Origin of the sequence: Mediterraneibacter catenae (genome assembly GCF_008691045.1) — a bacterium.
In the GTDB taxonomy this organism is placed as follows: Bacteria; Bacillota; Clostridia; order Lachnospirales; family Lachnospiraceae; genus Mediterraneibacter; species Mediterraneibacter ornithocaccae.
In genome coordinates this window covers 13,715-27,202 of sequence record NZ_VMSO01000020.1, presented here as the reverse complement: position 1 = coordinate 27,202, position 13,488 = coordinate 13,715, and the positions used below count along the sequence as shown (strand labels likewise).

Sequence of the window (13,488 nt, the reverse complement as noted above, 5' to 3'; positions counted from 1 at the left end):
AAACATCTGAAGCGGACGTCTTGATATAATTACTCCATAAGAGGTCCTGAACATAACAAGATAAGCGGGACACAAAGGAGGTAAGTATATGAAAAAAAGAGTACTTTCAATTTTGCTTGCAGGCGTGATGGCATTTTCACTTGCTGCCTGCGGAGGCGGCTCTGACGAGGGCGACCAGGCAGAACAAGAAGGCGGCGGAAACAAGCTGACAGTGTTTGCATGGGACCCAGCGTTCAACATTCCGGCTCTGGAAGCAGCGGCAGCTGACTACAAAGAGAATGTGAATCCGGATTTCGAGCTTGAAATCCTTGAGCAGGCAGCATCACAGGATGTTGAGACAGCGGTTACGACAGCTGCATCAGCAGGCGACTACAGCAACCTTCCGGATATGGTGCTGTTCCAGGATCACTACATCCAGAGATATGTGGCTGACTATCCGGATGCATGGACACCGCTCGGAGACATCGACATCAACTGGGATGACTTCGCAGCTGAGAAACTTGACTACTCCACGATCGACGGCGAGCATTACGGAGTGCCGGTAGACAACGGTACAGTTGTCTGCGCATACCGTACAGATCTTCTGGCAGAGGCAGGATACACGATCGACGACCTGACAGGCTGTACATGGGACGAGTTCATGGAGATCGGTAAAGCTGTTTATGACAAGACAGGTAAAGCTCTTCTCTGCATGAACAGTGACGGAAATGACCTTCCGTACATGATGATGCAGGCTGAGGGCGTATCCCAGTTTAAGGATGGCAAGCCGTACATCACAGAGAATGAAACTCTTGTAACGATCGTAGAAAAACTGGTTCAGATGGCAAAAGACGGCACACTTCTTATGCCGAACAGCTGGTCTGACTACACAGACAAAGCAATCCAGGGCGATCAGGTTGCTGGTGTTATGAATGGTAACTGGATCATCCCGACAATTGAGAAGGTTGATGCTAACAGCGGTAAATGGGAGATCACAACAATGCCGACACTTTCCGGTGAAGAAGGATATGCAAGTAACGGTGGCTCCTCACTGTACATCACATCCAACTGCTCTAATGTTGACCTTGCAAAGGACTTCCTTGCACACACATTCGGCGGCAGCACAGTTACATATGACAACGCTCTGAAAGATGGCGGTGTTATTTCTACATACGCACCGGCAGGTGAGACGGATGTATACAACGAGGGCGTTGAGTACTTCAACAATCAGCCGATCTATGCTGACATCGTTGAGATGGGAACACACGTACAGATCGTTGAGCAGAGCGATTACCACTATTCAGCACGTAACTACGTCGGAACAGCGATTGTAAATATCATAAACGGCGCAGATACGATGGAAGCTCTTCAGGAAGCTGAAGATCAGCTGAATTTCGAGATGGGCAACTAATCCTTAAAATTAAAGAGAACGCTGAGAGAAAGTGAGATAGGGCGGGGGACGGAGTGATCCGTTCCCCCGCGCCGTCTGTAAGGCAAAAAAGAAGGAGGGGCCCAAGTGAAACAGAAAAAAAGAATGACGCTTCTCGGGAAGCAGTCAGCCGCCGGCTGGGCATTTCTGACCCCGGCGACGATCCTTATCGCGATCATGGCTTTCTGGCCCATGATCCAGGCGTTCATTATGTCACTGCAGACCGGATCCAGTGCCAACATGCAGTGGAATGATCCGATTTTCAACAACTACACGAGAATGTTTGCCGACAAGGTGTTCATGACCTCTGTCGGAAATACATTCCTTTACCTGATCATCCAGGTGCCGATCATGCTGATCCTTGCGATCCTGCTGGCTCAGCTTTTGAACAACCAGCACCTGAGATTCAAGGGATTCTTCCGTACATGTGTGTTCCTGCCCTGTGCGACATCCCTTGTATCCTATGCGTTGATCTTCAAGTCCCTGTTCGCAACGGACGGACTGGTCAACGCGGTTCTTGTACACCTCGGGATCCTTCAGGAGAACTACAACTTCCTGGGAAATTCCGCAAGTGCGAAAGCAGTCATCATCCTCGCCCTGATCTGGAGATGGACAGGATACAACATGGTATTCTATCTGGCCGGACTGCAGAACATCGAGTATTCTGTATATGAGGCGGCCAAGATCGACGGCGCAAACGGATGGAAGACATTCTGGCGGATCACCGTGCCACTGCTCAAACCGACGATCATCATGACATTCATCATGTCCATCAACGGTACGCTGCAGCTGTTCGACGAGTCTGTCAACCTGACGAACGGCGGACCGGCGAACTCGACGATCACCATGTCGCACTATATTTACAATAACTCGTTCGGCGCCGGCGGCGTTTCGAACTTTGGATATGCAACGGCAATGTGCTTCTTCGTATTCGTTCTCGTTGCGGTCCTGGCATTCATCAATATGAAAGTAGGTGATACACGTGACTGAGAAAAAGAACAGAAGTATGATCCAGCGCCGTCTGATTCCTACATACATATTTTTGATTATCGTGGCATTCTTCTCGGTTTTCCCGTTCTACTGGATGATCTCCGCTGCGACCAATACAACATTTGATGTTGCAAACGGAAAGATCACATTCGGCGGGGAACTGCTGACAAACTTCCAGAACCTGCTCGCAAATTACGATCTCTGGCGTGCAATGGGGAACTCCTTCCTCTATGCAGTTGTCCAGACGCTTCTTGCGATCGTGATCTGTTCTCTGGCAGGCTTCGGATTCGAGCTGTATCATGACAAGTGGAAAGACCGTCTGTTTTCGGTTCTGCTGCTTGCTATGATGATCCCGCAGGTGGCAACGATGATCCCGCTGTTCAAGATGCTGTCTTCCATGAAACTCCTGAACAGTGTGTGGGGATTCATCCTTCCGTCCCTGTCAACGCCGTTTTTGATCATGTTGTTCCGACAGAACTCGAGGAACTTCCCTGTCGACACGATGGAGGCGGCCCGTATTGACGGACTGAACGAGTTCCAGATCTTCTACCGCATGTATATGCCGATGATGAAGGCAACATACGCAGCGGCGGGCGTTATCACATTCATGAACGCATGGAACTCCTACCTGTGGCCGAAGGTAATCATGACCATGCCTGAGGCGCAGACGATGCCTATGCTGATTGCGAACATGTCAGGCGGATACACGACAGATTACGGTATGCTGATGGTCGGCGTCCTGTTCTGTTCTGTACCGACGATGGTTGTATTCTTCATCCTGCAGAAACAGTTCGCAGAAGGTATTACAGGTGCCGTAAAATAAAAAGAATAATAAATGCCCGGGAGAGGGAAAGAAGGCTGCCAGGAATATGGCAGCCTTCTTTATATAATAAACGTAACATGCAGGAGAAAGTGTCAGTTCTGTCTGCGAAATTCAAGCGGCGTAGCCCCGACAGCTTTTTTGAATACGGCGATAAAGTGGCTTGAATCGGAGAAGCCTGTTCTAAGGGCGATATCCTGTATCTCCAGCCGCGGACATGTGATGAGCAGTTCTTTTGCCTTGCTTATGCGGAAAGACGTCAGATACTCATAGGTAGAGCAGTTGAGATAACGGCGGAAAAGACGTGTCAGATACTGGGGAGTGACAAATACTCCTCTGCTCAGGGTTTCCACAGTCAGAGGCATGGAGAAGTTTCTTTCGATTTCTTTTATCACCGGCAGGACGTAGTTCTGATACAGGGGCTCGTCACTTGGACTGCGGATAGCTGTGCTGTCAGCAATGTTAATGAGTATGGCATAACAGTTTACGGACAGCTGCCGGCTGTTAAAGGGGAGCGCGTCGTACATTGCAACACAGTCATCGATCAGACCGGCAATCTGCGCTCCACGGGCGCTCCCCACGGGGACAACCTGGCGGTTTCCCATGATCTGGGGGATACTTCTTTCGGCTGTGCCGGTAAATGAAGCAAACTTTGTAAACCACAGGCTGTCGTACTTCTCATATGAGTGGCGTATGAAAGGCGCGATCAGGAGCCCTTCGTTCTTCCGGAGAATATATGATCCGGAGGATGTTTCTATCTTACCGGCGCCTTTTTCCGTCTGGAGATAATGATAGAACGGATATCCTCCCGGACGGGTGACATGATCCTGCTCCCAGTCTTTTCCGATCGATTCGAATGTAAAAGGTTCAGTTACGGGGGTGCTGCGAAATATAATAGGCATATGACGCTCTCCTGTTTCGAAATATTATATTTTTTATTTTAACATGTCATACACATGTTTGTCTATTGACTGTATAATAGAGATACCAGTTTAAAGGAGGAAGCAAAATATGAGAACGTTTGATTATATGAAGGTGAAGGATCCGCAATATTTCCGGGACGGAAGAGAAGACGCCCATTCCGATCATGCGTACTACGCATCTGCGGCAGACATGATGGAAGGATCTTCGATGTTTACGGAAAGTCTGAATGGAATATGGAAATTCCATTATGCGAAGAATTATGAGTCGGCAATCCCGGGGTTTGAGAAAGAGGAATACTGCTGTGCGGACTGGGATGATATCCGCGTGCCGGCGCATATACAGATGGAGGGATATGATGCACCGCAGTATGCGAATACACAGTACCCGTGGGAAGGACGCGAAGATATCCGGCCGGGAGAGATTCCAGAGCACTTTAATCCTACGGCAAGCTATGTGAAATATTTCACTGTTCCGGAGAGAATGCAGGGTAAACGTCTCTTCATCTCTTTCCAGGGCGCAGAGAGCGGGATTGCAGTCTGGCTTAACGGAGAGTTTGTGGGCTACAGTGAAGATACATTTACTCCATCGGAATTTGAGCTGACCGACTATATAAAAGAGGGAGAAAACAAGCTGGCTGCACAGGTGTTCAAGTGGACTGCCGGAAGCTGGTGTGAAGATCAGGATTTCTACCGCTTTTCGGGAATCTACCGGGATGTATATCTCTATACGGTGCCTGATGTACATATCCGCGATATGAGGATCCGCGCCATTCCGGATGAGTCTCTGGAAAAAGGAACGCTCGAGATCTGCACGGAGACCTGGGGAAAAGGCATGGCCTGCATTCGTCTCGGATATAAGGGGCAGGTCTGCTTTGAGGAAGAGAAAGCACTTGAAGGAAAAAATACCTGGACATGGGAGATTGAGAAACCGGAATTATGGAGTGCAGAGGAACCGAAATTGTATGACCTGACGATCGAGGTATACGATGATGACGGCAGCCTGTGTGAAGTTATTCCGGAAAAGACCGGGTTCCGCAGATTTGAGATGAAAGACAGCATTATGACGCTGAATGGAAAAAGGATTGTGTTCAAAGGTGCTAACCGCCATGAATTCAGTTCTGTAAACGGCAGGTGCGTCTCTGAGGAGGAACTGCGCAAAGACCTGACTGTGATGAAGCAGAATAATATCAATGCAATACGTACCTGTCATTATCCTGACGCATCTCTGATCTACAGATTGTGTGATGAATACGGGCTGTACATGATCGACGAGACTAACCTGGAATCACACGGATCCTGGGATACGGCACAGGCGACGGGAGACTACGATTATATTGTGCCGAACAACAAACCGGAATGGCTGGACGCAATGCTGGACCGCGCGAATTCCATGTATCAGAGAGATAAGAATCATCCGTCTGTCCTGATCTGGTCCTGTGGCAATGAATCTTACGGCGGAAAAGATATCTATGAGATGTCCCGGTTTTTCCGCGGAGAGGACCCGACCCGTCTGGTACATTATGAAGGAGTATTCCATGACAGAAGTTATAATGATACAAGCGATATGGAAAGCCAGATGTATCCTTCCGTGGAATCAATCAAAGAATTCCTTGCAAAAGACCGCAGCAAGCCGTTTATCTGCTGCGAGTACACACATGCTATGGGAAATTCCTGCGGCGCGATGCATAAATATACTGACCTGACAGATACAGAACCGCTTTATCAGGGCGGATTTATCTGGGATTATATCGATCAGACTATCTGCAAGAAGGATCGGTACGGCAATGAATTCCAGGCATATGGCGGAGATTTTGACGAGCGGCCGACGGACTACAATTTCAGTGCGAACGGCATAGCGTACGGCGGGGACAGAGAACCTTCCCCGAAGATGCAGGAAGTAAAGTTCAACTATCAGAATATTACTGCCGAAGTATCCGCAGAACAGGTGAAGGTTATCAACAAGAATCTGTTCGTGAATACGGATTCGTTTGCGTGTATAGTGACAGTAGCCCGAAATGGCGTGCAGATCAGGAAGGAGAACCTGGCAACTGATGTAGAGCCGCTGTGTGAAAAGACATATGATCTTCCGGTACGGCCGGAGACTGTACCGGGCGAATATACGATCACCGTATCTTTCCGGCTGAAAGAGGAGACGATATGGGCTCCTGCAGGCCATGAAGTGGCATTCGGTCAGTATGTATATGCAGTGAAAGAAGAGAAAAAACCCTGTGTCAGACCGGTCAGCGTAATCCGCAGCAAGCATAATATAGGTGTGAAAGGTGAGAATTTTGACGTACTGTTCTCTGTACTGGACGGAGGGCTTGTATCCTACCGCTACGCAGGTAAAGAGATGATCAAAGAAATTCCGAAGCCGAACTTCTGGAGAGCTCCGGTCGATAATGATCAGGGCAATCAGATGCCAAAACGCTGTGCACAGTGGAAGATTGCGAGCATGTATCCTTCGCACAAAGACTTCCGGGCAGGAACATACAGCCCGATCCTGGAACCGAAGGTGGAAGAGGGTGTCAGCTGCGTAAAGGTAACATATACATATCTTCTGCCGACAACGCCCGTAAGCGAGTGTACTCTTGCGTATGAAGTAACAGGAGATGGAAAGGTAAAGACGACTTTGTCATATGATCCGGTGAAAGAGCTGGGAGCTATGCCGGAATTCGGAGTAATCTTCAAGTTTGACGCTGATTACGATCATGTCAAATGGTACGGACTTGGACCGGACGAGACTTATTCCGACAGAAAAAGAGGTGCAAAACTGGGAATTTACGAGAATCTTGTGAAAGATAATATGGCAAAATATATCGTACCCCAGGAGTGCGGGGCCAAAGAAGATGTGCGGTATGCATCAGTGACAGACCGCAGGGGAAGAGGCATGCTCTTTGAGATGGATGAAAAGAGCGGGCCGATGATGTTCTCTGCTCTGCCGTATACACCTCACGAACTGGAAAATGCAAAACATCCATATGAACTGCCGCAGGTACATTATACGGTAGTCCGCGCGGCGCTCGGGCAGATGGGCATTGCCGGAGACGACAGCTGGGGAGCGCCTACACATCCGGAGTATCTGCTGGACGTGCGGGACAAGATGGAATTTACATTCAGCTTCAGAGGAATCTGAGAACAGGAGGCGAAAAATGCTAGGAGGACGACTGCTCCACGGAGGAGATTATAACCCGGACCAGTGGCTGACATATCCCGAGGTGTTCGAGGAAGATGTAAGGCTTATGAAAGAGGCGAACGTGAACTGCGTAAGTCTCGGAATCTTTGCCTGGGCATCTCTTGAGCCCGAGGAAGGAAGGTACGAACTCGACTGGCTGGATCATATTATCAGCCGTCTTGAAGAAGAAGATATCCAGGTGGTGCTGGCGACCCCGTCCGGCGCCATGCCCCACTGGCTGACACAGAAATACCCGGAGGTGATGCAGGTGCAGGCGGACGGCAGGAGGAATCTGCCCGGCAAGCGGCATAATTTCTGCTACACTTCACCGGTGATGCGAAAGAAGACTGCAGCTGTAGACAGAGAACTTGCAAGGCGGTTCGGAAAGAGAAAAAATGTGATCTTGTGGCACATCTCCAATGAGCTTGGAGGCAACTTCGGAGATTCTACCTGCCATTGCGAACTGTGTCAGGAAGCGTTTCGTGAATGGCTGAAGAAGAAGTACGGAACACTGGACAATCTTAATAATGCATGGTGGAATCATTTCTGGAGTCATACGTATACTGACTGGAGCCAGATCCACAGTCCGGGCCCCTATGGGGAGATGACGAGCACAGCGCTTGTCGTGGACTGGCGCAGATTCTCTACTGAGCAGCTCAGTGACTTCTGTGAAATGGAGATCCGGACGGTGAAGGAAGAGTCGGATATACCTGCGACGACAAATTTTATGGACTTTTTCAAAGGGCTGGATTATAACAGGCTGAAAAAAGGGCTTGATATCATCTCGTGGGACAGTTATCCCTTCTGGCACGAGCAGAAGGATGAAGTCCCGGCAGCAGTGCGCACCGCTGCAAACCACAGTGTTATGCGCGCTCTGAAAAAAGCGCCGTTCCTGCTCATGGAGAGCACTCCTTCTTCCATAAGCTGGAGGGGCAGCAATCCGCTGAAACGGCCGGGAATGCATATGCTCGCATCCATGCAGGCGATTGCTCACGGATCTGATTCCGTGCAGTATTTCCAATGGAGAAAGGGACGCGGCGGCTATGAAAAATTTCATGGAGCAGTGTTAGATCATAAGAACGGAAGCAATACCCGGACATTTCGTGACGTATCACAAGTAGGGGCCAGGCTGGCGGCATTGAGTGCAGCGGCGGACAATACGGTGAACCGGCCGAAGGCGGCGATTATCTTTGACTGGGAAAACTGGTGGGCTGTAGAGGACACACAGGGTCCGAGGCTTGATTTTGATTATACAGAGTGTGTGCTCTCTCATTACCGTGCTTTCTGGGAAGCGGGTATAGAGGCGGATCTTGTAAATATGGATGCGGACTTAAGCGGATACAGTCTGGTGTCTGCGCCCCTCAACTATATGTATAAAGACGGCTATGCGGAACGGGTAAGAGAGTTTGTATCCGGCGGAGGGATTTATGTGACGACCTGCTTCAGCGGTGAAGTGAACGAGACGGATCTGTGCTTCCTGGAGCATCACCCGCTGGAGGATGTGCTGGGGATTGTGCCCGAGGAGATTGATGCACCGTCAGAAGAGTTTGAAAACCAGTTTGCTTATGGCGGAACAGAGTATCCGGCAAGACGGCTGTGTGCGATCGTCCGGGCGAAGGAACATACGGAAATATTGTCTGTTTATGAGAAGGACTTTTACGCGCAATGCCCTGTGGTTACGAGAAATACATTTGGCGAAGGAAAAGCATATTACCTGGCTGCCGAATCCGATCTGGAATTTCTCCGGTCATTCTACGGAGATGTATTCAGGGAAGCCGGGCTGAACAATGCCCTCGGCGTGGAGCTGCCATATGGTGTAACTGTGACGGAACGCACCGGAACGGACGGGAAGAAGCTCGTGTTTGTGATGAACTTCAAAAACGAGCCGGTCCGCGTGGAAGGCGTCGGGAGGCGGACAGACGCCGAGAGCGGGAAGGTGTATGAGGGATATCTGGAACTGGGAGCATTCGGATGTATAGTGCTTAACTGACAGGAGAAGCGCAGCAGTCCGGTCAACCTTGGAAAGGCCGGACTGCTGCGCTATATTTTCCGGAATTCTTTTGGGCTTTTTCCGAATTCTTTTTTAAATGCCTTGTGAAAATTAGAATAGTCATTAAATCCGCACAGCATGCACGCATCCATCGCAGGCATGCCGCTGCGGATCATATTGCGCGCCGCGGTAAGCCGCTTCTTGATAATAAACTGAATGAGCGGCATGCCGGTATATGTTTTAAACTGATGGGACAGGTATCTGTCTATCGTGGACTCTCCGTCCAATACTCTCTGCCTGTGTACGGGATCTCTCGGATGTGCGAAATTCAATGACATCCCGGCGATGGTGCGCAAGTATTCCGCTATGGGACGGATCGGTTTCATGCACATGAGAAATGTCAAGATCATGGAAGACGGATCTTTTGAAGAGCGCGCTCACCTTTCCGCATGCGGCTCACTTGACATGTATGAGATCACGAAAGCTCTTGTTGAGACGGGATTTGACGGCTATGTACGCCCGGACCACGGCCGTATGATCTGGGGAGAGACAGGAAAACCGGGATACGGTCTGTACGACAGGGCTCTCGGAGCAGCGTATCTGAACGGCCTTTTTGAAGCGTGTGAAAAAGAGAGGAAAAACTGATATGGAAAAAAATGTATTAAACACGGATCTGACAGGTAAAGTATGCGTTGTAACAGGCGCCGGCGGGGCAATCTGCGGCATGTTAGCGGAGAAACTGGCGGCAGCAGGCGGGAAAGTGGCAATCCTGGATCTTAATGAGGAAGCAGCGCGGAAAGTGGCGGACAAGATAACGTCAGAAGGCGGAATCGCAAAAGCTTACAAGGCAAATGTCCTTGATCGTGAGAACCTCGATCAGGTGCATGAACAGATCGTGTCTGATTTCGGTCCGTGTGACGTGCTGATCAACGGAGCCGGAGGAAATAACCCGCGCGCTACTACAGACAATGAATTCCATTATGAAGCAAAAAAAATCGAAAACTGCAAGACGTTTTTTGATCTGGACAAAAGCGGCGTTGAATTCGTGTTCGCGCTGAACTGGCTGGGAACACTCCTTCCGACTCAGGTGTTTGCGCCTGATATGATCGACCGCAGCGGAAATATCCTGAACATAGCGTCTATGAATGCATACACGCCTTTGACAAAGATACCTGCTTACTCGGGAGCTAAGGCTGCGATCGTCAATTTTACACAGTGGCTGGCCACTTATTTTGCAAAATCCGGTATCCGTGTCAATGCCATTGCGCCGGGATTCTTTGTAGGCAATCAAAACAGAGGACTTTTGTTTAATGATGACGAGACTCCGACGGCACGCACGGCAAAGATCCTTGCCGGAACACCTATGGGAAGATTCGGAGAACTGGAAGAGCTGGTCGGCGCTGTACTGTTCCTTGTGAACAACGATGCGGCCGGATTCATCACCGGAGTATGTATCCCGATCGACGGAGGATATGCTGCATATTCAGGAGTATAGATTTACGGTCATATAGTATAAGGTGAAAAAATATTCGTGCAGTTTTGTGTAAAAAATACACTAAACTGCACGAATTTGTATTATACTGTGATAGAAATCGAAAGAATGCTGGGAGGAAGGAAGATGCCGTTACATACTATATTGATTAAGCCCGCTTCCGGGCTGTGCAATATGCGATGCGACTACTGCTTTTACTGTGATGAAATGGATAAACGGGAGCAGGCGTTTCGCGGGATGATGTCCGAGGATACGGTGAAGAATCTGATCAGGAAGGCCATGCGCCAGGCCGACCGGGAGATCTGCTTCGCATTTCAGGGCGGGGAGCCCACGCTTCGGGGAATCGGTTTTTTCAGAAAAGTGATCGAGTTTGAACAGCGTTTCAACCGAAATAATGTCCGTGTGATAAATACGCTGCAGACCAACGGCTTTGCCATTGACGATGAATGGTGCCGTTTTTTCAAAGATCACGACTTCCTGATCGGCGTATCGGTGGACGGTACGGAAGAGGTCCATGACAGATACCGGCATGATGCCGCGGGAGGAGCGACTTATGCCCGCATTAAGAAGACAACGGAGATGTTCGACCGGTACGGTGTGGAGTACAATATCCTTACTGTAGTGACGCGGCAGATTGCGGAGCGGGCAGGGGAGATCTACCGGGAGTACAAGAAAAACGGTTGGAATTACCAGCAGTATATCGCCTGTCTCGATCCGGTGGGAGAGGAGCCGGGGCAGAAAGATTACTCCCTGACTCCCGTGGCTTACGGGACATTTCTGGCAGAGCTCTTCCGGCTGTGGGAGAAGGACTGGAGAAAGGGCAAAGCACCGTACATCCGGCAGTTCGAGAACTATATCGGTATCCTTATGGGAATCCCGCCCGAGTCCTGTGAGCAGCGGGGAACATGCAGCATACAGTGTGTGGCAGAGGCGGACGGCAGCGCATACCCGTGTGATTTCTATGTTATGGACGGATACTGTCTCGGCAATTATAATGAGGATCGTATTGAGGATTTTTTTGAAAATGAGACGGCAAAGCACTTTGTCAGGGAATCGTTGAAAAATGATGAGGAATGCAGGACATGCCCCTGGTATTCCCTCTGTCGGAACGGCTGCCGGAGACACCGGATACAGGATCCCCGGACAGGAGGTTACAGGAATTATTTCTGTGAGGGATACCGGATATTCTTTGAGAAATGTGCGCCGCGGATGAAAGAAATCGCTGACTATCTTAGAAAATAGGATAGTCAGCAATTTTTATCTAATAATACGCTGTCCCTGAGAGGCGGCGGTTCAGCCTGCCGTGATGCAGAATCCTTCTGCATAAAACGCACCGCCCATAGGAACATTCTCCGGAAAGATAGTTACTGTGCTGCCTTCCTGGCGGAAACGTACTGAAGCGCCGGTACGCATACTTGTCACTTTTCTGACTGTCTTCTCTGAGGAGAGACTGATCTGCTCCGGGAGGGCGGGGATATCCCCGTATGCGAAGAAAGCGTATGTGTTGTCTCCCTTGCATGTATAGAACAGATTTTTCCCAAAATACGGGGCGCAGATGCGGGTGCCGTAGATACCGTCTCCGAAGATTTTAAGCCATGCACCCAGATCGCGCAGGGAACGTACTGCGGGAGCCGGAAGCTCACCGTCAGGCTGAGGTGCGATGTTGAGCGCAAGATTGCCGCCCTTGCTTACCACATCGAGGAGGAGCAGTACGAGCTGGTGTCCGCTCTTAAATGTATCCGTATAGTGGAACGAGAATTTCTTCCCTACAGTCGTACATGTCTCCCAGGGTACAGAGAGAGCGTCTTCAGGCACGGTCTTCTCCGGCGTGATGAAGTTCTCGTACTCTCCGCCGCAGGTGCGCTCGGAGACGATCAGGTGAGGCTGGGAGGTGGAACGGATCTCTTCTACGATCTCTCCGAGGCGGATATCCTGCCCCAGATTGTCGGGGCGGACCCAGCCGCCGTCCAGCCAGAGGACATCGACTTTGCCGTAGTTTGTGCACAGTTCCCGGATCTGCTGATGGGCGAACTGTACATATTTCTCCCACAGTTCCGGATGTTCGCTGACATCATAATTTACGTTTCTGTCAGGTGCGGCGCCGAACTGCGGAGCCCAGTAATACTCGCTGTGCCAGTCCGGCTTGGAAAAGTAGACGGAGATACCCAGGCCCTGTCTGCGGAATTCCCGGAAGAGAGCGCCGACGATGTCAGCGTCCTTATGTGTATGGAAGGGACAGCTCTCTGCTGTGATCTTATAGTCTGTTGTATCCGTGTCATACATACAGAATCCGTCATGATGCTTTGTTGTAAAAAGCAGGTATTTAAACCCGCAGTCCGCGGCGAGCGCTGCCCATCTGGCGGGATCGAATTTTATGGGATTGAAAGTCCGGTTTGCATCCCAGTACTGCTGCTTGCAGGTCTCGATGTCGGCCCATGTCATATCTTCCTGGCTCCATGAGCCGTCTCCGTCGCTTAACGGCCAGCTCTCGTAAGTGCCGAGCTGGCAGCCGGGTGCCCAGTGCATCATCAGTCCCAGCTTCTGGTCCATGAACCATTCCAGATGCTCTCTGACCGCCGCTGATTTCGGGGGGATATATTCCTCCGGTGCAGTATAATTGTGAATACCATTGACAACAAGTGTTTTCGCCATATTTTTGTGCTCCTTTTCTCGTATCCGGCAAAAACAGCCGG

The 13,488-nt window shown here is 50.1% G+C and carries 10 protein-coding genes and 1 pseudogene; 8 read left to right on the top strand and 3 right to left on the bottom strand.

Translation table 11 applies throughout. From position 1 onward, the window contains the following. Nucleotides 1-88 precede the first annotated feature (88 nt). The 3 genes from FNY66_RS12475 to FNY66_RS12465 all read left to right on the top strand — a co-directional run bounded on the left by FNY66_RS12475 (nucleotide 89) and on the right by FNY66_RS12465 (nucleotide 3,221). The gene (locus FNY66_RS12475) at nucleotides 89-1,390 is read left to right on the top strand and encodes an ABC transporter substrate-binding protein (RefSeq protein ID WP_150311356.1); all 1,302 of its coding nucleotides are present in this window, start codon (nucleotides 89-91) and stop codon (nucleotides 1,388-1,390) included. A gap of 123 nt (nucleotides 1,391-1,513) precedes the next feature. Further along, nucleotides 1,514-2,398 (top strand): carbohydrate ABC transporter permease, encoded by an 885-nt coding sequence (locus tag FNY66_RS12470; RefSeq protein ID WP_087151356.1) that lies wholly within the window; start codon nucleotides 1,514-1,516, stop codon nucleotides 2,396-2,398. A 16-nt stretch (nucleotides 2,399-2,414) separates the two neighbouring features. Continuing rightward, nucleotides 2,415-3,221, top strand: coding sequence for a carbohydrate ABC transporter permease (locus FNY66_RS12465; RefSeq protein WP_150311376.1), 807 nt, complete (start codon nucleotides 2,415-2,417; stop codon nucleotides 3,219-3,221). A gap of 92 nt (nucleotides 3,222-3,313) precedes the next feature. Here FNY66_RS12465 and FNY66_RS12460 read toward each other — a convergent pair whose 3' ends face one another. Beyond that, complete coding sequence (locus FNY66_RS12460) at nucleotides 3,314-4,120, bottom strand: AraC family transcriptional regulator (protein ID WP_087151339.1); 807 nt, start codon at nucleotides 4,118-4,120, stop codon at nucleotides 3,314-3,316. A gap of 109 nt (nucleotides 4,121-4,229) precedes the next feature. On the opposite strand from FNY66_RS12460, the gene FNY66_RS12455 reads away from it, so the two are divergent. Together FNY66_RS12455 and FNY66_RS12450 are read left to right on the top strand one after the other, a co-directional pair. Beyond that, on the top strand, nucleotides 4,230-7,274 hold the full coding sequence (locus FNY66_RS12455) for a glycoside hydrolase family 2 TIM barrel-domain containing protein (protein ID WP_150311355.1): 3,045 nt from the start codon (nucleotides 4,230-4,232) through the stop codon (nucleotides 7,272-7,274). A gap of 16 nt (nucleotides 7,275-7,290) precedes the next feature. Beyond that, nucleotides 7,291-9,303 (top strand): beta-galactosidase, encoded by a 2,013-nt coding sequence (locus tag FNY66_RS12450; RefSeq protein WP_150311354.1) that lies wholly within the window; start codon nucleotides 7,291-7,293, stop codon nucleotides 9,301-9,303. 50 nt (nucleotides 9,304-9,353) lie between these two features. On the opposite strand, the gene FNY66_RS16200 is transcribed toward FNY66_RS12450, so the two are convergent. Beyond that, on the bottom strand, nucleotides 9,354-9,530 hold the full coding sequence (locus FNY66_RS16200) for a helix-turn-helix domain-containing protein (protein ID WP_229409518.1): 177 nt from the start codon (nucleotides 9,528-9,530) through the stop codon (nucleotides 9,354-9,356). A 25-nt stretch (nucleotides 9,531-9,555) separates the two neighbouring features. On the opposite strand from FNY66_RS16200, the pseudogene FNY66_RS12440 reads away from it, so the two are divergent. From FNY66_RS12440 to FNY66_RS12430, 3 genes and pseudogenes are all read left to right on the top strand, one after another. Further along, nucleotides 9,556-9,948: pseudogene (locus tag FNY66_RS12440) on the top strand (mannonate dehydratase); the annotation flags it as partial. Between the two features lies 1 nt (nucleotide 9,949). Further along, nucleotides 9,950-10,798, top strand: a complete 849-nt coding sequence (locus tag FNY66_RS12435) for an SDR family oxidoreductase (RefSeq protein WP_150311353.1) — start codon at nucleotides 9,950-9,952, stop codon at nucleotides 10,796-10,798. A gap of 123 nt (nucleotides 10,799-10,921) precedes the next feature. Then, nucleotides 10,922-12,037 (top strand): anaerobic sulfatase maturase, encoded by a 1,116-nt coding sequence (locus FNY66_RS12430; RefSeq protein WP_150311352.1) that lies wholly within the window; start codon nucleotides 10,922-10,924, stop codon nucleotides 12,035-12,037. Between the two features lie 51 nt (nucleotides 12,038-12,088). On the opposite strand, the gene FNY66_RS12425 is transcribed toward FNY66_RS12430, so the two are convergent. Further along, nucleotides 12,089-13,447 (bottom strand): alpha-L-fucosidase, encoded by a 1,359-nt coding sequence (locus tag FNY66_RS12425; protein ID WP_150311351.1) that lies wholly within the window; start codon nucleotides 13,445-13,447, stop codon nucleotides 12,089-12,091. Between the last annotated feature and the right edge of the window lie 41 nt (nucleotides 13,448-13,488).